This is a genomic window from Achromobacter sp. FW305-C-13 (assembly GCF_058783475.1).
Map to the genome: position 1 here is coordinate 127896 of NZ_JBYSYN010000003.1, position 19267 is coordinate 147162.

Annotated in this window: 18 protein-coding genes; 9 read left to right on the top strand and 9 right to left on the bottom strand. The window is 66.9% G+C overall.

Annotated elements, in window-relative coordinates; translation table 11 throughout:
• Positions 1-24 precede the first annotated feature (24 nt).
• Positions 25-1137: an acyl-CoA dehydrogenase family protein gene (locus tag AC3WMU_RS19540; protein ID WP_280028964.1), complete on the top strand. Its 1113-nt coding sequence runs from the start codon at positions 25-27 to the stop codon at positions 1135-1137.
• Positions 1134-1958 (top strand): 2-(1,2-epoxy-1,2-dihydrophenyl)acetyl-CoA isomerase PaaG, encoded by an 825-nt coding sequence (gene paaG / locus AC3WMU_RS19545; RefSeq protein ID WP_280028963.1) that lies wholly within the window; start codon positions 1134-1136, stop codon positions 1956-1958. The genes AC3WMU_RS19540 and paaG overlap by 4 nt, the downstream gene beginning before the upstream one ends.
• Before the next feature lie 27 nt (positions 1959-1985).
• Here the strand turns inward: paaG and AC3WMU_RS19550 are convergent, their stop codons facing one another.
• Positions 1986-2879: a LysR family transcriptional regulator gene (locus AC3WMU_RS19550; RefSeq protein ID WP_006226357.1), complete on the bottom strand. Its 894-nt coding sequence runs from the start codon at positions 2877-2879 to the stop codon at positions 1986-1988.
• Between the two features lie 150 nt (positions 2880-3029).
• Here AC3WMU_RS19550 and AC3WMU_RS19555 point away from each other — a divergent pair, with 150 nt between their 5' ends.
• Genes AC3WMU_RS19555 through AC3WMU_RS19570 form a run of 4 tightly spaced genes read left to right on the top strand, consistent with a single transcriptional unit; the run spans position 3030 to position 6836 of the window.
• Entirely contained in the window at positions 3030-3860 is an 831-nt protein-coding gene (locus AC3WMU_RS19555) for an HTD2 family dehydratase (protein WP_006226359.1), read from the top strand.
• Positions 3857-5050: a CaiB/BaiF CoA transferase family protein gene (locus tag AC3WMU_RS19560; RefSeq protein ID WP_035213773.1), complete on the top strand. Its 1194-nt coding sequence runs from the start codon at positions 3857-3859 to the stop codon at positions 5048-5050. The genes AC3WMU_RS19555 and AC3WMU_RS19560 overlap by 4 nt, the downstream gene beginning before the upstream one ends.
• A complete protein-coding gene (locus AC3WMU_RS19565) occupies positions 5047-5880 on the top strand; it encodes an HpcH/HpaI aldolase/citrate lyase family protein (protein WP_006226361.1) in 834 nt (277 codons plus the stop codon). Before AC3WMU_RS19560 ends, AC3WMU_RS19565 begins: the two co-directional genes overlap by 4 nt.
• 56 nt (positions 5881-5936) lie before the next feature.
• Positions 5937-6836, top strand: coding sequence for a sugar kinase (locus tag AC3WMU_RS19570; RefSeq protein WP_427956955.1), 900 nt, complete (start codon positions 5937-5939; stop codon positions 6834-6836).
• A gap of 215 nt (positions 6837-7051) precedes the next feature.
• Here the strand turns inward: AC3WMU_RS19570 and AC3WMU_RS19575 are convergent, their stop codons facing one another.
• Genes AC3WMU_RS19575 through hda form a run of 4 tightly spaced genes read right to left on the bottom strand, consistent with a single transcriptional unit; the run spans position 7052 to position 10330 of the window.
• Positions 7052-7540, bottom strand: coding sequence for a 2-amino-4-hydroxy-6-hydroxymethyldihydropteridine diphosphokinase (locus AC3WMU_RS19575; RefSeq protein ID WP_454676187.1), 489 nt, complete (start codon positions 7538-7540; stop codon positions 7052-7054).
• Between the two features lie 4 nt (positions 7541-7544).
• Entirely contained in the window at positions 7545-8933 is a 1389-nt protein-coding gene (gene pcnB, locus AC3WMU_RS19580; RefSeq protein WP_006226365.1) for a polynucleotide adenylyltransferase PcnB, read from the bottom strand.
• Positions 8934-9632: an HAD family hydrolase gene (locus AC3WMU_RS19585; RefSeq protein ID WP_006226366.1), complete on the bottom strand. Its 699-nt coding sequence runs from the start codon at positions 9630-9632 to the stop codon at positions 8934-8936. It lies immediately after the preceding gene.
• Positions 9629-10330: a DnaA regulatory inactivator Hda gene (hda, locus tag AC3WMU_RS19590; RefSeq protein WP_088587700.1), complete on the bottom strand. Its 702-nt coding sequence runs from the start codon at positions 10328-10330 to the stop codon at positions 9629-9631. Before hda ends, AC3WMU_RS19585 begins: the two co-directional genes overlap by 4 nt.
• A 345-nt stretch (positions 10331-10675) precedes the next feature.
• Between hda and purM the strand changes: the two genes are divergently transcribed.
• A complete protein-coding gene (purM, locus tag AC3WMU_RS19595) occupies positions 10676-11725 on the top strand; it encodes a phosphoribosylformylglycinamidine cyclo-ligase (RefSeq protein WP_088587701.1) in 1050 nt (349 codons plus the stop codon).
• 72 nt (positions 11726-11797) lie between these two features.
• Here purM and miaA read toward each other — a convergent pair whose 3' ends face one another.
• Positions 11798-12763, bottom strand: a complete 966-nt coding sequence (miaA, locus tag AC3WMU_RS19600; RefSeq protein ID WP_492282849.1) for a tRNA (adenosine(37)-N6)-dimethylallyltransferase MiaA — start codon at positions 12761-12763, stop codon at positions 11798-11800.
• A gap of 2 nt (positions 12764-12765) precedes the next feature.
• Entirely contained in the window at positions 12766-14736 is a 1971-nt protein-coding gene (gene mutL / locus AC3WMU_RS19605) for a DNA mismatch repair endonuclease MutL (RefSeq protein ID WP_492282850.1), read from the bottom strand.
• Between the two features lie 101 nt (positions 14737-14837).
• Here mutL and AC3WMU_RS19610 point away from each other — a divergent pair, with 101 nt between their 5' ends.
• On the top strand, positions 14838-15473 hold the full coding sequence (locus AC3WMU_RS19610; RefSeq protein ID WP_006226371.1) for a VTT domain-containing protein: 636 nt from the start codon (positions 14838-14840) through the stop codon (positions 15471-15473).
• A gap of 146 nt (positions 15474-15619) precedes the next feature.
• Here the strand turns inward: AC3WMU_RS19610 and AC3WMU_RS19615 are convergent, their stop codons facing one another.
• Together AC3WMU_RS19615 and tsaE are read right to left on the bottom strand one after the other, a co-directional pair.
• Positions 15620-17002, bottom strand: a complete 1383-nt coding sequence (locus AC3WMU_RS19615; RefSeq protein ID WP_006226372.1) for an N-acetylmuramoyl-L-alanine amidase — start codon at positions 17000-17002, stop codon at positions 15620-15622.
• Positions 16930-17469: a tRNA (adenosine(37)-N6)-threonylcarbamoyltransferase complex ATPase subunit type 1 TsaE gene (tsaE, locus tag AC3WMU_RS19620; RefSeq protein WP_006226373.1), complete on the bottom strand. Its 540-nt coding sequence runs from the start codon at positions 17467-17469 to the stop codon at positions 16930-16932. The genes AC3WMU_RS19615 and tsaE overlap by 73 nt, the downstream gene beginning before the upstream one ends.
• Before the next feature lie 162 nt (positions 17470-17631).
• Here tsaE and fumC point away from each other — a divergent pair, with 162 nt between their 5' ends.
• A complete protein-coding gene (fumC, locus tag AC3WMU_RS19625; protein WP_492282851.1) occupies positions 17632-19029 on the top strand; it encodes a class II fumarate hydratase in 1398 nt (465 codons plus the stop codon).
• The last annotated feature ends 238 nt before the right edge of the window (positions 19030-19267 follow it).

Sequence of the window (19267 nt, forward strand, 5' to 3'; positions counted from 1 at the left end):
GCGCAATCCGACAGGAAGACACGCATGGATTTCATCTACACCGAAGAACAGCGCATGCTGGCCGACAGCCTGCGCCGCCTGGTCGACCAGGCATGGACGTATTCCCAGCGCCGCGCCCGTCAGGCGGACGGCAAGCTGGACCCCAAGGCCTGGGGCGCGCTGGCCGAACTGGGCGTGCTGGGCCTGACCATCTCGCAGGACTTCGGCGGCTTTGGCGAAGTGCCTGCCAGCCTGCTGCCGGTGCATGTGGAACTGGGCCGCGGGCTGGTGTCCGAACCGGTCATTCCCAGCGCCGTCATGGGTGCGGCGCTGCTGGACGCCTGCGGCGACGCCGTGCGCGGCCGCTGGCTGCCCGCCATCGCATCGGGCGAGGCCATCGTCAGCGTGGCCTACCAGGAACCCGGCCGCCGCTACGACACGAACCCGCAGGGCTGCCGCGCGGCCAAGACGGCAGAAGGCTGGCGCCTGGACGGCGTCAAGCATCTGGTGTGGCACGGCGCCGCGGCCTCGGCATGGCTGGTCAGCGCGCTGGGCGCTGACGGGCAGACCCTGCTGCTGGCGGTGCCGGCCGACTCGGCGGGCGTGCGCGTCACCGATACGCCGACGCTGGACGGGGCGCGCTGCGCCCGGCTGGATTTCGACGCGGTGGGCCTGCCTGCCGACGCCTTGCTGGCCGAGGGGCCGGCGGCGGACGACGCACTGGCGCAGGCCTTGCAGTGGGGCACGGCGGCGCTGTGCGCGCATGCGGCGGGCGCCATGGACCGTTTGCTGGAGATCACGGTGGACTACCTGAAGACGCGCAAGCAATTCGGGCAGCCGCTGGCGTCGTTTCAGGCCTTGCAGCACCGGCTGGCCGAGATGTTGGTGGCCAAGGAGCTGGCCCTTTCGATGGCCTATGTGGCGGTCGCGGCCTTGACCGAACCGGATGCCGCGCAGCGCCGCCGCATGATCGCGTCGGCCAAGCTGGAAGCCGCGCGCGCGGGTCGCCTGGTGGCGCAGATGGCCGTGCAGTTGCATGGCGGCATGGGCATGACGGACGAACTGGACGTGGGCGACTATTTCAAGCGCTTGACGGTGGTGGACCAACTGCTGGGCGACACCGCCGAGCAACTGGCCGTGCTGGAGGAGCTGGCATGAGCGCGGCAACGTCACACACGGCCGAAGGCGGCGAGTACACCCAGATCCGCTTCACGTTGGATCAGGGCGTGGGCGTCATCACGCTTAACCGCCCCGACCGGCTGAACAGCTTCACCGAAGTCATGCACGCCGAACTGGCGCGCGCGCTGGACGCCATGGAGGCCGATCCGGGCTTGCGCGGGCTGGTGATCACGGGGGCCGGCCGGGGCTTTTGCGCCGGCCAGGACTTAAGCGAACGCAAGCCTTCTGACGACGGCTCGCGCCGCGACCTGAGCCAGATTCTTGAGAAGTGCTACCGGCCGTTGATTACTCGCCTGCGCGCCTTGCCCGTGCCGGTGGTTTGCGTGATGAACGGCGTGGCGGCCGGTGCCGGGGCCAGCCTGGTGCTGGCGTGCGACGTGGTGTTCGCCGTGGAGTCCTCGCGCTTCATCCAGGCCTTCAGCAAGATCGGCCTGCTGCCCGATGCGGGCGGCACCTGGTTCTTGCCGCGGCTGGTGGGGTCGGCCCGCGCCATGGGGGCGGCGCTGTTCGGCGAAGCGGTCAGCGCCCGGCAGGCGGAATCGTGGGGCTTGATCTGGCGCGTGGTGCCCGACGATGCGCTGGCGGCCACGCTGGCGGACGTCACGGCGACCTTGGCGGCCGGGCCCACGCGGGCCTATGCGGCGACCAAGGCGGCGCTGCATGCGTCCAGCGGCAACACGCTGGCGCAGCAGTTCGACCTGGAATGCCGGTTTCAGCGCGAGCTTGGCTACACCGACGATTACCTGGAAGGCATGCGGGCATTCGCGGAAAAGCGTCCGCCGGCGTTCACCGGCACCTGAGGCGGCTGGCGGCGCAGGCTGCGGGCATCAAGGCGCCCGCGGCACCTGGATCTGTTCGATGAGCTCGCGGGCGCAGCCGGGCAGGGCGTCGATGTCGCGCACCAGGAGCTTGCGCTCCCGCACCACCCACGGTTCGTCCAGCTCCACCACGCGCAGCTTGGTGTCGGCGCCGTAGCGACGGGCCGCGGAATCGGGGATGACGCCGATGCCGACGCCGGCCTGCACCATGCGGCAGATCGAATCGAAGCTGTAGAGCTGGATGCGTTGCGGCAGGCGCTGGCCGACGCGCTCCAGCTGGTCACGCAGGAAGGCAACCAGCGTGGAACCTTCGTGCATGGTGATGAACGGATAGCGCACGGCGTCCACCAGCTTGACCTTTTCCTGGTCCTGCAGCGGATGCCCGTTGGGCACCACCAGTACCAGCCGGTCGGTGCTGAAGTGGATCGTCTGCAATTCGGGCGCGTCCACGGGGCCCGCCACGATGCCCAGGTCGGTCGTGCCGTCCAGCACGCCGCGCACGATGTCGCGCGTCAGGCGTTCTTGCAGGTCGACCGTGACGCCCGGGTGGCCCGAGAGGAACTGCGCCAGGATGTCCGGCATGAATTCGGTGACGGCCGTGGTGTTGGCGAAGATGCGAATGTGGCCCGCGTCGCCGTCGGATTGCTCCTGGAAGTCGTGCTTCAGGTGGTCCACCTGCCGCATGATGACGCGGGCGTGCTGCAGCAGCTTCTGGCCGGCGGGCGTGATTTCCACGCCGCGGCTGTCGCGGTACAGCAATCGGGTGTTCAACTGGTTTTCCAGCGCTTTGATCCGCACGCTGACGGCGGCCAGGGACAAGTGCGCCCGTTTGGCCGCCTGGGTCAGGCTGGGGGATTCCGCGATGTGGATGAACAGGCGTAGGTCGGCAAGGTCGAAGTGCATGGGGCATATATTACGGCGCGCGGCGCCGGGGCTGGGCATGGGCGGTCGATTCAGGCGCCGCAAACCCCGCCTTGAGGAAAAACGAATTCACAACGGGGACGGCTTGCGGGCATGCTTCAGCTTGAAAAAACCCCACCAAAGGATATCGGCATGACTTCTACAGATCCGGCAGGCTGGATCGGCAGCGGCGAACGCAAGGCGGACGCGATGGATCCCGGCCACGCGGCGCGCATCGCAGCCACCCTGGGCGGCGCCGCGCCGGCCCAGGGCGAGGCCCTGCCGCCCCTGTGGCAATGGGCGTTCTTCATCAGCACGGTGGGTATGGACGGATTGGGGACGGATGGCCATCCCTCGCGCGGCGGTTTCCTGCCGCCGGCCCAGGACCGCAACCGCATGTGGGCGGGCGGTCGGGTGGAATTCCGCCAGCCGCTGAAGGTGGGCGTGCCCGCAGAACGCGTATCCACGGTGGCCGACGTTAAGGAAAAGACGGGCCGCACCGGGGCGCTGCTGTTCGTGACCGTGCGCCACGAATACCACCAGGCGGGCGAGATCGTCATCCTGGAAGAGCAGGACATCGTCTACCGGCAGCCGTCGCCGCCCAAGCTTGCGGGCAGCGAACCCGCGCCCCAGGCGCAATGGCGCGATACGGTCAATCCGACTTCCGTGCTGCTGTTCCGCTATTCGGCGGTGACCTTCAATGGCCATCGCATCCATTATGACCATCCCTACGTGACCGGCACCGAGGGCTATCCCGGCCTGGTGGTGCACGGTCCGCTGATTGCCACCGAGATGGTGGCCGCCTTTACCCGTGCCCATCCCAAGGCGCGCCTGACCCATCTGTCGTACCGCGGCCTGCGTCCGCTGATTTCGCCCGCGCCCTTCCAGGTGGCCGGCCGCTTGACCGAGCCGGGCGTGGCCCAGCTTTGGGCCGAGCAGGACGGCACGCTGGCCCACCAAGCTGAACTGAGGTTTACCGAATGAGCACGCAGGCAACCCGCCCCTTGGACGGCATTACCGTCGTCAGCCTTGAACACGCCATCGCCGCACCGTTCTGCACCCGCCAACTGGCCGACATGGGGGCGCGCGTCATCAAGATCGAACGCCCCGGCAGCGGCGATTTCGCCCGCGGCTACGACGAGCGCGTGCGTGGCCTGTCCTCGCATTTCGTCTGGACCAACCGCTCCAAGGAAAGCCTGACGCTGGACCTGAAGCGCGACGAAGCGGGCGGCATCATGGACCGCCTGCTGGAATCGGCCGACGTGCTGGTGCAGAACCTGGCGCCTGGCGCCGCGGCGCGGCTGGGGCTGTCGTTCGATGCCCTGCACAAGAAGTACCCGCGCCTGATCGTGTGCGACATCTCGGGCTATGGCGAAGGCGGTCCTTATCAGGACAAGAAAGCCTACGACCTGTTGATCCAAAGCGAAAGCGGCTTTCTGTCGGTCACGGGCACCAAGGACGATCCGGTCAAGGCCGGGTGTTCGATCGCCGACATCGCGGCGGGCATGTACGCCTATTCGGCCATTCTGAACGCCTTGCTGCTGCGCCAGCGGACCGGCCTGGGCAGCCGCCTGGACGTGTCCATGCTGGAAAGCATGGTCGAATGGATGGGCTTTCCCATGTATTACGCGTTCGAAGGCGCCGCGCCACCCGTGCGCGCCGGTGCCGCCCACGCGTCGATCTACCCCTACGGGCCGTTCCCGGTGGGTGACGGGTCCACCATCATGCTGGGCCTGCAGAACGAGCGCGAATGGCGCGTGTTCTGCGCCCAGGTACTACGCCAGGCAGACCTGGCCGAAGACCCGCGCTTCCTGTCGAATTCGCAGCGCACCGCCAACCGCGACGCCTTGCGCGACCTGATCGTGGCGGCCTTTGCCGACCTGTCCATCGCGCAGGTCACCCAGCGGCTGGAAGACGCGCAGATCGCCAACGCCCGTGTGAACGACATGGCCGGCGTCTGGGCGCACCCGCAACTGCAGGCACGCGCCCGCTGGAGCCAGGTGGACAGCCCGGCCGGCACGCTGCCGGCGCTGCTGCCGCCGGCCAGCAGCAATGCCTTCGCGCCGCGCATGGCCGCGGTGCCCTCCGTGGGCCAAAACACCGATGCGGTGCTAGCATCGTTGGGATACGCGCCGGATCAAGTGGCGCAGTTCCATGCCTCGGAGGTCGTGTGACGCATCCCGTCGTTCGTAGCGCCCTGTTCGTGCCGGCTTCGCGCGCCGAGCGCATCCCCAAAGCGCTGGCCGCCGGCGCCGACGCCGTCATCGTCGATCTGGAAGACGCCGTCGAGCATCTGGCTAAGGCCTCCGCTCGCGAAGCCCTGTGCGACTTCCTGGGGACGCATCGCCAGACGCGGCTGTGGGTGCGCATCAACGACGCGTCCACGTCCTGGCACGACGACGACCTGAAAGCCTGCCGGGGCCAGCCGGGCGTCGCGGGCATCCTCCTGCCCAAGGCCGAAAGCCTGGCGCAGGTGCGGCACGTGGCGCAGACGGGCTTGCCCGTCATCCCCATCATCGAAACGGCCCGCGGCCTGTTGAACGCGGCCGAGGTCGCCGCTACCCCCGGAGTGGCGCGGCTGGCCTTCGGCAGCCTGGACTACGGGCTGGACATGGGCCTGACGCCCGACACCCCCGGCGCGGAAACGGTGCTGGACCACGCGCGGGTGCAGGTATTGCTGCACACCCGTTCGGCCGGGCTGGCGCCGGCGCTGGACGGCGTCCATGCCGGCGTGCAGGACCAGGCGGGGCTGGCGCTTGCGGCGGGCCGCGCCCAGCAGATGGGGTTTGGCGGCATGCTGTGCATCCACCCCACGCAGGTGCCGGTGATCCACGCGGCCTTCGTGCCGGCGCAGGAAGAACTTGCCTGGGCGCGGCGCGTCGTGGCCGCGCACCGCGAGACGGCGTCGGGCACCTTCATGCTGGACGGCAGGATGGTCGATGCGCCTGTCATCGCGCGCGCACGCCTGGTGCTGGCGCAAGCCGGGGAGCAGGCCGGCGCCTAGCCGGGGCGGATCTCGCCTATCCTCGGGGTTCCCTTCCATTTTTCACAGGCTGCGCCATGAGCGATGCGCTCTTCATCGGACACACCTATATCGACGTCACCGTGCTGGCCGACGAATGGCCCACGGGCGACGAGAAGAGCGTGGCGCGGGACTATGCCGTGTCCTTTGGCGGCAACGCCGTCACGGCGGCATTCGCCTGCGCACGGCTGGGTTCTCCGCCTGACCTGATCTGCTCGCTGGCGCCCGACTGGCTGGGGCACATGTACACGGACATGGCGGCCGCGCATGGGGTGACGCTGCATGCGCGCCACGTGCGCCGCTCGTCCTTGTCCTTCATCATGCCCAACCACGGCAAGCGCGCCATCGTGCGCGCACGCGACGCGGACTACCTGAACGATTACCCCCGCCTGGACATCAGCGGCTATCGCGCGCTGCACCTGGACGGCCACCAGCCCGACGCCGCGCTGCACTACGCGCGGGCCTGCCGGGAGGCGGGCGTGCTGACGTCGCTGGACGGCGGCGGCGTGCGCGAGAACACCGACGAGCTATTACGCTATATCGACGTCGCCGTCTGTGCGGAGCGCATGTGCGAACAGCTGGGCCTGACGCCGGAAGGCTTGCTGGACTTGCTGAAAGCGCGCGGCTGCCGCATCGGCGCCGTGACGATGGGCGAACGCGGCATGCTTTGGTACGACGAGGACGGCCGCGTCGACACGCTGCCGTCGCTGGACGTGCCCGGCAACCGCATCGTGGATACCTCGGGGGCGGGCGACGTGTTCCACGGCGCCTATGTCTGGTCCTACCTGAACCGTCCTGACCAGCCGTGGGTAGAACACTTCACCTTCGCCCGCGCGGCGTCAGCCCACAAGATCCAGCATCTGGGCAACGAGGCCGGCCTGCCCAAGGTGGAAGACGTGGAACGGGCGATGATGGCATTTACGGCCAAGGCGGGGTGATCGTGTTTGGGGCGTCGGTGGGATGATGGGTTGCGCGCGCTTGGCGCCCGTTTCCTGAGCTGGACTCTCTCGCGCTCCACCCATCCTACCGGCCGCTTCCGTCAAGCCCGGGACCGTCGGTCGGTGCGGGGCAGACTTCGTAGGATGGGTGGAGCGCGAAAGCATGTGGCCAAAGACGCCGGCTCCAAACGCGCGGAACCCATCAGGCCCGGCAGCTATTCAACGATCCGTTCAATCGGCTGGTCATGGATCGCGTCGATCCATTCGCTGATCGGCTTGCCCTGCACGGCAATCTCCGGTGCCAGGTCGCGCAGCGGCATCAGCACGAATGCGCGCAGGTGCATGCGGGGGTGGGGCAGGATCAGCCGTTCGTGGTCCAGTTCCGTCTCGCCATACGCCAGCAGGTCCAGATCCAGCGTGCGCGGGGCGTTCTTGTAGGGGCGCAGGCGGCCATGGCGGTTTTCCAGCGCCTGCAGCGCATCCAGCAAGGCCAGCGGCGGCAGGCGTGTGTCCAGCGCCGCCACGGCGTTCACGAAGTCGGGGCCGGTGGCCTCAACGGGCGCGCTGCGGTAGAACGGCGACGCCGTCACGGCACTGACGCCGTCGGTGGCCTGCAGTTCGGCCAGCACGCGGCGCAAGGTGGCCGCGCTGTCGCCCAGATTGGCGCCCAGGCCGATGTAGGCGCGGACCAAGGGGGGCGACACGGTGTTATTCAGCGCTGGCCGGGCCGCGCGGCGATGAGCGGCGCGGACGGCGGCGCTTGCGCGGGGACGACGAAGCCGCCGGTCCGCTGCCGCCGCCACCAGCGTCGCCGGCTTCGCGCGGCAGGCGCGAGACCTCTTCGATCATGTCGGCGCGGGTGACGTCGTCGGCGTTGGCCAGGTCCATCCACCATTGCGCCAGCACGCTGTCGAACTCGCCGGCGGCGGCGCGCAGTTGCAGGAAGTCGCAGGCGGCGCGGAAACGCGGCTGTTCGATCATGCGGAAGATCGTCTTGCCCATGCGGCGCTCAAAACGCGGCTGCATGAACCAGATCTCGCGCATGTCCGACGAGAAGCGGCGCTGGATGGCCAGCTTCTCGGTCTGTTCGTCCAGCACCGAATCAGCGGCTTGCGACAAGGCGGGAATGGTGTGCTCGCCCTGGGCGCGCAGCTGCTTCCAGCGCACGTCCACCTGCTGCCACAGCAGGGCGGCAAACAGGAAGCTGGGGCTGATGGTCTTGCCGGCGCGCACGCGGGCGTCGGTGCGTTCCAGCGCCAGTTCCACGAAGTGTTCGCCGCCGGGTTGTTCCAGCACCACGTCCAGCAGCGGCAACAGGCCGTTGTGCAGGCCGTCGGCGCGCAGTTGGCGCAGGCAGTCCATCGCGTGGCCGCAGGTCAACAGCTTGAGCATTTCGTCGAACAGGCGCGAGGCCGGCACGTTTTCGATGAGCTCGGCCATGGTGCTGATCGGCTGGCGCGTGGCCGGGTCGATCGTGCCGTTGAGCTTGGCGGCGAAACGTACGGCACGCAGCATGCGGACCGGGTCTTCGCGGTAGCGCTTGACCGGGTCGCCGATGATGCGGACCTGGCGCTTCTTCAAGTCGGCCACGCCATTGTGGTAGTCGATGACTTCCTCGTTGTGCGGGTCGTAGTACAGCGCGTTCATCGTGAAGTCACGGCGCTTGGCGTCTTCTTCCTGCGAGCCGAACACATTGTCGCGCAGGATGCGGCCGTGCTCGTCGGTTTCCTGGTCTTCCGAGGCGGGCGCCCGGAACGTCGAGGTCTCAATGATTTCCTGGCCGAACACCACGTGCACCAGCTGGAAGCGGCGGCCGATGATGCGGGCGCGGCGAAACAGCGGGCGGATCTGTTCGGGCGTGGCGTTGGTGGCCACGTCGAAGTCCTTGGGCTCCAGGCCCACGATCAGGTCGCGCACGGCGCCGCCGACGATATAGCCTTCGTAGCCATGCTGGCGCAAGACTTCGCAGACCTTGATGGCGTGGCGCGAAACGTTACGGCGGTCAATGCCGTGCTTGTCGCGCGCGATGCGCAACGGCCCCCGGGGTGCCGGCGCGAACAAGCGGCCGACGAATTTTTTTATGGTTTCAGTGATCATTTAGGACTTCGAATCTTCCATGTGGTCGAACAAGTCGATCACTTGCCAGCCACGTTCCTGGGCGATATTGCGCAGGGTCGGGCTGGGGTTGGCGGCGATCGGACGGGTCACCTTTTCGAGCAGCGGTACATCATTGACCGAATCGCTATAGAAAAACGATTCGGAGAAATCCGCAAGCCCCAGGCCCATATTGGACAGCCAATCGTTCACGCGCACCACTTTGCCTTCCTTGAAGCTGGGCGTGCCCAGGATGCGGCCGGTGTAGCGGCCGCGCAGGTATTCGGCATCGGTGGCCACCAGGTGCGGCACGCCGAAGGCGCGGGCGATGGGGGCGGTGACGAAGCTGTTGGTGGCGGTGACGATGGCGCACAGGTCGCCGGCGTCCAGGTGGGATTGCACCAGTTCGCGCGCGTCGGTGGTGATGGACGGGCGGATGACTTCGCGCATGAATTCCTCATGCCAGTCCGCCAGGTCGTACGGCGAATGCGCCGCCAGCAGGCCGAGCATGAACTCGGCGGCCTGCTCGGCCGTGAGTTCGCCGCGGTTGTAGCGGTCCATCAGGTCGTCGTTCTGGCGGCGGGCGATGTCGGGGTCACCCGCGCGGCCCGTGCGTGCCAGATAGTCGGCCCATTGATAGTCGCTATCCAGCGGCAGCAGGGTGTGATCCAGGTCGAACAGGGCGAGACGTCGGGAGGTCATGTGCGTTGCGAATCAGGGTCTGCGAGCATGGCCCGCAGCAAGGGCAGGGTGATGGGGCGGCCGGTGGCCAGGGAATAGCGGTCCAGCGCGTCGAGCAGCGCGGCCAGTTTGCGGATGTCGCGCTCGTGGTGGATCAACATCCAGTTGATGATTTCGGGCGCCAGGTGCATGCCGCGTTCGGCGGCCTGGGCGGACAGCGCGGCCAGCTTGTCGGCGTCGGACAGAGGGTCCAGCCGGAACACCAGGTCCCAGCCCAGGCGGGTGCGCAGGTCTTCGCGCAGCGGCATCGACAGCGGCGCGCGGTCGCCGGCCAGAGCCAGCGCAAACGCGCGGCCCGTCGCGGCGGATTCACGCCAGCGGTTGTACAGCGCAAACAGGGCGGCCTGGCGGCTGTCGTCCATGCGGTGCACATCGTCCACCGCCACGAACTTGGGCATGGGCGACTTGGAATCGGCTTCGGCCAGGCGGCGCAGCATCATCTCGCCATTGGCGGGGTCGACGAAGACGGCGTCCGGGCGCGCAGTCAGCGCGCGCAGCAGATGGGTGCGGCCGCAGCCCGCCGCGCCCCAGATATAGAGGGCACGGCCAGGATTGAGCGCGCGCACGGCTGCCAGCGCTTCCCCGTTTGGGCCGGCGATATAGTTGTTCAGCGATGGCGCTGGCGCGGGAAGAACGTCGAGCAGCAGCTGGCGGTTCATGAGAGGTTATCGATCAGGCTTGCAGCGTCGCGAGGACATGCCGGTGTTGCCGGAAAAGCCAAAAAACGGTGATACAAAGGGCCGGCGCAAGATTAACCCGCCAGAAACTGGCAAAATCCATACCGGCCAACCCAACACTTTAAACCACCTGGGTGGATGGTGTCGCGCCCAAGCGCTTTGCCTGGCTTGGGTTTGCGCCATTTTTGCCCGCCAGCCCGCCTGGCCGGCTCCCGCCGCAATCGCCGCGCCCGGCTGGCTTGAACCCTGCTCCGGCCCGCAACATCGTAAAATGCAGGGCGTTCCACCAAATTCCCAGCAATTGTTACATACCCCACGGCATTTCTCATGACGAATCAACCTAAAGCCCCCTTGACCTACCGCGATGCCGGTGTCGACATCGACGCGGGCGACGCCCTGGTCGACCGTATCAAACCCCTCGCCGCGCGCACCATGCGCCCCGGGGTGCTGGCCGGTATCGGCGGCTTTGGCGCGCTGTTCGAAGTGCCGAAGAAGTACAACGAGCCCGTGCTGGTCTCGGGCACCGACGGCGTGGGCACCAAGCTGCGCCTGGCCTTCGAGTGGAACCGCCACGACACCGTGGGCATCGATCTGGTCGCCATGAGCGTCAACGACATCCTGGTCCAGGGCGCCGAGCCCCTGTTCTTCCTGGACTATTTCGCCTGCGGCAAGCTTTCGGTGGACACGGCGGCGTCGGTGGTGGGCGGCATTGCCAAGGGCTGCGAATTGTCGGGCTGCGCGCTGATCGGCGGCGAAACCGCTGAAATGCCGGGCATGTACCCGGACGGCGAATACGACCTGGCCGGTTTTGCGGTGGGCGCGGTGGAAAAGTCCGCGATCATCGACGGCAAGTCCATCAAGCCGGGCGACGTCGTGCTGGGCCTGGCCTCCAGCGGCGCGCATTCCAATGGTTATTCGCTGGTGCGCAAGATCCTGGAACGCGCCAACGCCAAGCCCACCGACGACTTCCACGGCCAGCCGCTGGTCGACGTCGTGATGGCGCCCACGCGCATCTACGTCAAGCAAGTGCTGGCCGCGCTGGCCAAGCACGGCACCGACATCAAGGGCCTGGCCCACATCACCGGCGGCGGCCTGCTGGACAACGTGCCGCGCATCCTGCAGCCCGGCCTGTCGGCCAAGCTGCACCGCGACGGCTGGGAAATGCCCAAGCTGTTCCAGTGGCTGCAAGAGCAGGGCGGCGTGGAAGACACCGAAATGCACCGGGTGTTCAACTGCGGCATCGGTATGGTGCTGGTGGTGGATGCGGCCCAGGCCGACGCCATCGCCGCGACCCTGCGTGAACAAGGCGAGACCGTCAACAAGATCGGCGAGATCGTCGAGCAAACGGAAGGCATGGCGCAGACCTTCGTGGTGTAAGCGCCCGCAGTCAAAAGAAAACCTGCCTTCGGCAGGTTTTTTTTCGGGTCTCGTCTTTGTGATGGCTGAAGGTTAGGGTTTGCCGGCCAGGGCCATCGCTACCGCGTCGATGGTCTGGGGCACGGCATCCGCCGCCAGGCAGTCGACGATGACGCGTTCGGGCTGGGCGCGCAGCCAGGTGATCTGGCGCTTGGCCAACTGGCGCGTGGCGGCGATGCCTTGTTCGCGCGCGGTGTCCAGGTCGATCTCGCCGTCCAGATGCGCCCACAGCTGGCGATACCCCACGCAGCGCACGGATGGTAGGCCGGGATGCAGATCGGACCGTGCGCGCAGGCCGCGCACTTCGTCCAGCAAGCCGTTGGCCAGCATGGCGTCAAAGCGCTGCTCGATCCGCGCATGCAGCGCACTGCGGTCGGAAGGTTCAAGACTGATGGTCAGGTACTGGTTGGCGTTGTCGTCCGGCGTGCGTTGGTCGCGCTGCAGCAGGGCGGACATGGGCTGCCCGGTCAGTTGGCATATCTCCAGCGCCCGCTGGATGCGCTGGCTGTCGTTGGGCGCCAGGCGCGCCGCCGTGACGGGGTCCTGCCGTGCAAGTTCGGCATGCAGCGCGGGCCAGCCCTGCGCGGCTGCGCGGGCTTCCAGTGCGGCGCGCAGGGCCGGGTCGGCCTGCGGCAGGTCGTCCAGCCCGTCGCGAAGCGCCTTGTAGTACATCATCGTGCCGCCGGCCAGTAACGGAATGCGTCCCCGCGCGCGGATCTCGTCGATCAGGCGCAGCGCGTCGGCGCGGAACTCGGCCGCCGAATACGACTGCGCCGGGTCCAGGATGTCCAGCAGGTGCTGCGGCACGCGGGCCTGTTCTTCCAGTGAGGGCTTGGCCGTGCCGATATCCATGCCGCGGTAGATCGTGGCCGAATCGACGTTGACGATCTCCATCGGCCAGCGTTCGGCCAGGGCCAGCGTCGAGGCGCTCTTGCCGGCGGCGGTGGGGCCGGTCAGGCAGATGACGGGCAGCGTGTCGGGAGAGGGGATCGACGACAAACCTATTGCCCGCGCAGAAAGAGCTTGTCCAGGTCCGACACCGACCACTGCACCCAGGTCGGGCGTCCGTGGTTGCACTGGTCGGCGCGTTCGGTCGTTTCCATCTGGCGCAGCAGGCCGTTCATCTCTTCGATGGTCAGCTTGCGGTTGGCGCGCACCGAGCCGTGGCAGGCCATGGTGGACAGCAGTTCGTTACGCTGTTCAGTCAACAGGCGCGAGACGCCCACGGCGCCCAGGTCGCGCAGCACGGCGCGGGCCAGCGTCTCGATATCGCCGCGCGCCAGGATGGCCGGCACGGAGCGCACTGCGATCGACGTGGGACCCGACGGGCGCATCTCGAAGCCCAGGTCGGCCAGTTGCTCTTCGAATTCCTCGACCGTGGCCACGTCCTTTTCCTGGGCGTGGAACACCACCGGTACCAGCAGGTCCTGGCGCGGCAGGCTGCGGGTGTCCAGCGCCTGCTTCAGCTGTTCGTACACCACGCGCTCATGGGCGGCGTGCATGTCCACCAGCACCATGCCGCGGCGGTTCTGGGCCAGGATGTAGATGCCGTGCAATTGCGCCAGCGCCATGCCCAGCGGGTGCTCCTCGTCGGCAGGCAGGCGGGGGGCGGGGCTGGGCTCGCTCACTGGCGTGACGGTCGTGGCCGTGCCGTCGGACAGCGGGCGGTACAGCGACTGCCAGTCCGCGGCCGGAATGCCTGCAGGTTCAGCATGCAGGCGGAAGGGCACCTGGGTGTGGGCGCGTTGCGGGGCCGGCGATGGGCGCAGGCCGTAGGTGGCGCTGCTGCCTGCGTGGCCGGCAGAATGGCTGCCCGGATTGCCGCCGGAATAACCCGCCCGGGGCGTGTCCGCCATTGGTGCCGGGCTGCCGGCGGGGGCGTTTTGCGGCGTGGGGGAAGGCGCGGGCGTGGAGCCCTGCGCAACGGTTTCGAAACCGCCGTCTTCCGCGTCGCGTTCCGCGGTGGGCGTGACGGCCGACGAGCCGCCCGTCTGCGCCAAGGTCTGACCGACGGCGTGCGACACGAAGCGGTGCACGGCGCCGCTGTCGCGGAAGCGGACCTCGTGTTTGGCCGGGTGCACGTTCACGTCCACGGCGGCGGGGTCGATGTCCAGGAACAGCACGTAGGCCGGCTGGCGGTCGCCATGCAGCACGTCCGCGTAGGCGGCGCGCAGCGCATGGCTGACGGTGCGGTCGCGCACGTAGCGGCCGTTCACGTACAGGTACTGGCGATCGGCGCGGGCGCGCGCGGCCGTCGGGCGGGTGATCATGCCGGCCAGGCTGACGGTGCCGACCGAATGCGACAACAGCAGGCCGTGCTCGGCGAATTCGGCGCCCAGCACGTCGCGGATGCGCTGCGGCGGTTCCGCCGGCAGCCATTGGCGTTGCGCGCGGTCGTGGTGGAACAGGCGGAATGCGATCTGCGGGTGCGCCAGCGCGATGCGCTCCATCGCGTCGACGCAGTGGCCGAATTCGGTGGCCTCAGAGCGCAGGAACTTGCGCCGCGCCGGAACCGCGTCGAACAGCTGGCGCACGTCCACGGTGGTGCCCGGCGGCCCCGAGGCGGGGCTGACCTGCATGCTGCCGGCGTCGATCTGCCAGGCATGCTCACCGTCGCGGGTGCGGGAAATGATGGTGACCTGGGCCACCGAGGCGATCGAGGCTAGCGCTTCGCCGCGGAACCCCATCGACGCCACGGATTCCAGTTCGTTCAGCGACCGGATCTTGCTGGTGGCATGACGCGCCAGGGCCAGCGGCAATTCTTCGGGCGGAATGCCGCCGCCGTCGTCTGTGACGGCGATCCGGCGGATGCCGCCGCCCTCCAGACGCACTTCAATGGCGCGGCCGCCCGCGTCGATCGCGTTCTCAAGGATTTCCTTGAGCACGGAGGCGGGCCGCTCGATCACTTCGCCAGCGGCGATCTGGCTGATGAGCAGGTCGGGAAGCGCAAGAATGGAACGGCGTTCGGTCATTAGGCTCAGGTCTGGTGGGGCTATGTGGATGATTTTAGCGCCATGGCCGGGTGGGCTATAGTCGCTGGGGATTAACCCTCTACCGACTTCCGGGCTGCTGAATGCTTGAATTTTTCAATATGGTGCTCCACATCGACAAGACGCTGGGCGTCTGGGTCGCGCAATACGGCGTGTGGGTGTACCTGGTGCTGTTCTTGATTGTGTTTGCGGAAACGGGGCTGGTCGTCCTGCCTTTCCTGCCTGGCGATTCCCTGCTGTTCATTGCCGGCGCGTTCGGCGCGACGGGGCATATTGATCCCGTCATGATGGGGGTGCTGCTGATCGTCGCCGCGATCTCCGGCAATACGCTGAACTACATGATCGGCCGCTACATCGGGCCACGCGTGTTCTCGATGAACCTGCGGTTCCTGGACCGGGGCGCGCTGATGCGCACGCACGCGTTCTACGAAAAGCATGGCGGCAAGACGATCGTCATGTCGCGCTTCATCCCTGTCGTGCGCACGTTCGCACCCTTCGTGGCGGGCGTGGCCGACATGTCGATGTCGCGTTTCCAGCTGTTCAACGTCCTGGGCGCGCTGCTCTGGGTCGTGAGCCTGGTCGCCGCAGGCTATTTCTTCGGCAACATCCCGCTGGTGCGTGAACACCTGAACACCATCGTGCTGCTGGGCCTGGCCGCGGCGATCGTGCCGGTCGTCGGCGCCGGCATATTCAAGCTGATCAAATCCCGCCGCTCGTAGGATGGGTGTAGCGCGCGAGGCTGTCGCCTAGAACGCCGGCCCGGCAGCGCGCGCAACCCATCAATCACACAGGGCCGCGCGACGGCTTTCCAAAAGAAAAAAAGGCGATGCGTCCAGAACGCATCGCCTTTTTTACGCCAGCGTGATCAGCTGACGTCGCCCAGCCGCGCCAGCGGCGGATTGGCGGTGAAGTAGCGCTGGATGCCGGTCATCATGGCTTGGGCCAGCTTGTCCTGGTGCGCGTTGCTGCGCAGCAGGGCTTCTTCCTGGGGGTTGCTGATGAACGCGGTTTCGACCAGCACGGAGGGGATGTCCGGCGCCTTCAGCACGGCAAAGCCGGCCTGCTCGACGCTGTTCTTGTGCAGGCGGTTGATCTTCTTGATCTCGTCCAGGAAGGCATTGCCGACCTTGAGCGAATCATTGATCTGCGCGGTGGTGGACAGGTCCAGCAGCACCTTGGCCACCTGGCGGTCGTGGCTGCCCAGGTTGACGCCGCCGATCAAGTCGGCCGCGTTTTCCTTGTCGGCCATCCAGCGCGCCTGAGCGCTGGTGGCGCCGCGCTGCGACAACGCGAACACCGACGATCCATTGGCAGACGGCTTGACCCAGGCGTCCGCGTGGATCGAGATGAACAGGTCCGCGTGCACGCGGCGGGCCTTCTGCACACGCACATGCAGCGGCACGAAGTAGTCGTCGTCGCGCGTCAGGTAGGCGCGCATGAAAGGCTGGCTGTCGATCAGCGCCTTCAGGCGCCGGGCGATGCGCAGCACCACGTCTTTTTCGCGCAAGCCGCTGCTGCCGATGGCGCCAGGATCTTCGCCGCCATGACCCGGATCCAGCGCGATGGTCAACATGCGCTGCTTGCCGCGGCCGGCGGTGGCGGGCGGTGGCTTGGGCGCCGTAGGCAGCGGCGGGGCCGGCTGCTGACCCTTCACACGGGGCGGTTCGGGCGGATCAGCGCGGGTTGCCGGATTGCGCTGGATGTCTTCCAGGATGCGTGCCAGGGGGTCGTCCGCGTCGGCCCCGCTTTTGTTCAGGATCGCCACCAGGGGATCCTGGGCGATCTTGGGGTACAGATCTAGCACCAGCCGGTATTGGTAGTCAGCCACGGGCTTGAGCGTGAACACCTGGGGCGCCACGGGCTGCTTCAAGTCGAACACCAGCCGCACGACGTTCGGGCGGTTCTGCGCTACGCGCAGGCTCTGGATATAGGGGTCGTCCGGGCGGACCTTCGAGACCAGGTCGTTCAGGGCCGCGCTGATGGTCAGCCCTTCGATGTCCACCACCAGGCGGTGGGGGTTTTCAAGCGTGAACTGTTCGGCCTTGAGCTCGCTGTCGAGTTCGAGGGTGACCCGGGTGTATTCGTCTGCCGGCCAGGTACGGACGGCCAGGATCGTCGCGGCCTGCGCCAGGCGCGGCAGAACCGGCAGGACGAGCAGCGTGGCCGCGACGCTGATCAGGCGGCGCCGGGTGGCGCCTGCCGAGGGAAGGGCGCCGTCTTTGGCGGGGGGACAATCGCGTTCAACCATGTTTGTCCTCGAGCGGTGTTCGCGGTCAGGGTGGCGTCACGTCCCTCGCCGGCATAAGCCAGGGAAATCAGCAGGTCGGGCGGGGGCAAAAGACCTTCGGCCCGCTCCGGCCATTCGATCAAAACGACCGCATCGTCACGCAGTAAATCCCGGAATCCTGCGTCCAACCATTCACGCGAATCACTAAATCTATAAAAATCAAGATGATAGAAGTATAAGTTAGAAACTTTATAGGATTCAAGCAGCGCGTAGCTTGGACTTTTGATTCGGCCAGTGATGCCGCATTCCCGCAACAATGCCCTGGTGAAGGCCGTTTTTCCTGCTCCGAGGTCCCCTTGAAGGTGGATACAAGCGCCTGCCGGGCCGGTTTTGCCCCCGGAAACCAAGGGGGCAAGCTGCCGCGCCAGCGATTCCGTGGCGGCTTCGTCGGGCAGGTGCAAGGTCAGGCTGCAAAGAGGGGCGGACATGGCGCTGGGCGAGTGGTAAAAAACGGTGGAGGGAACACGGATTCCAGCAATTATAGGAATGCGGGTTTCTGCTAATCTAATAAGTGATTGCTATTCTCAATAATGTCGCGCTTGGCGGGTGCCGCCGGCCGCGACTTACGTCGCCACGGAGTTGTACGCGCCATGAAGACCCGCATCGAAAAAGACACGTTTGGGCCCATCGAAGTCCCAGAGGATCACCTCTGGGGCGCCCAAACGCAACGTTCGCTGCATTTTTTCGCGATTTCGACCGAGAAGATGCCTGTTCCCCTGGTCAACGCCATGGCTCGTCTGAAGCGCGCGGCCGCCAAGGTCAACGCCGAACTGGGTGAGCTGGATCCGAAGATCGCCGACGGCATCATCCGCGCCGCCGACGAAGTCATCGACGGCAAATGGCCCAACGAGTTTCCGCTGTCCGTCTGGCAGACGGGGTCGGGCACGCAAAGCAACATGAACATGAACGAGGTGCTGGCCAATCGCGCCTCGGAGCTGCTGGGCGGCGTGCGCGGTGAAGAGCGCAAGGTGCACCCGAACGACCACGTCAATCGCGGCCAATCGTCCAACGACACCTTCCCGACCGCCATGCACGTGGCCGCCGCCGTCGAGGTCGAGCACCATCTGCTGCCGTCGCTGAAGAAGCTGCGCGCGACCTTCGCCGAGAAAAGCGCCGAGTTCTACGACATCGTGAAGATCGGCCGCACTCACCTGCAGGATGCGACCCCGCTGACGCTGGGCCAGGAACTCTCGGGCTATGTCGCGCAGCTGGACCTGGCCGAGCAGCAGATCCGGGCAACGTTGCCCGGCCTGCACCAGTTGGCCATCGGCGGCACCGCCGTGGGCACCGGCCTGAACGCGCATCCGCAATTCAGCGCCAAAGTGTCCGCGGACCTGGCGCACGCCACCGGCACGGCCTTCGTATCGGCACCCAACAAGTTCCAGGCGCTGGCCTCGCACGAAGCGCTGCTGTTCGCGCACGGCGCCCTGAAGGCGCTGGCCGCCGGCCTGATGAAGATCGCCAACGACGTGCGCTGGCTGTCCAGCGGCCCGCGCTCCGGCCTGGGCGAAATCAGCATCCCCGAAAACGAACCGGGCAGCTCGATCATGCCGGGCAAGGTCAACCCGACGCAGTGCGAAGCCATCACGATGCTGGCCGCGCAGGTGCTGGGCAATGACGTGGCCATCAACATCGGCGGCGCCAGCGGCAACTTCGAACTGAACGTGTTCAAGCCGCTGGTGATCCATAACTTCCTGCAATCCGTGCGCCTGCTGACCGACGGCATGGCCAGCTTCAACGAGCACTGCGCCGCGGGCATCGAGCCCAACCATGAGCGCATCGCCGAGCTGGTGGACCGTTCGCTGATGCTGGTGACGGCCTTGAATCCGCACATCGGCTATGACAAGGCCGCGCAGATCGCCAAGAAGGCGCACAAGGAAGGGCTGTCGCTGAAGGAATCCGCACTGGCGCTGGGGTATGTGACCGAGGCGCAGTTCGCCGAATGGGTCGTGCCGGGCTCCATGACCAACGCGCACAAGCCGTCCTGATCGGCTTTGCCAAAGCGTGACAATGGCCGCCTTCGGGCGGCCATTTTTCATGGGGCGGCGCGAGTCCGCCAAGCCTCGCGTAAACCGCATGAAATAAGGGAAAACCAGAAGATTTTGCCTTCGCCGGAAAGGCATTTTCTGAGGGGGGTGTCTGCGGATCCGCACGCTATGCGTGTGTAAGCATTTGCTGCTATTCTCCGTCATTCTGGCGGGCGCGTGTGCCACAAGCAATCCATAA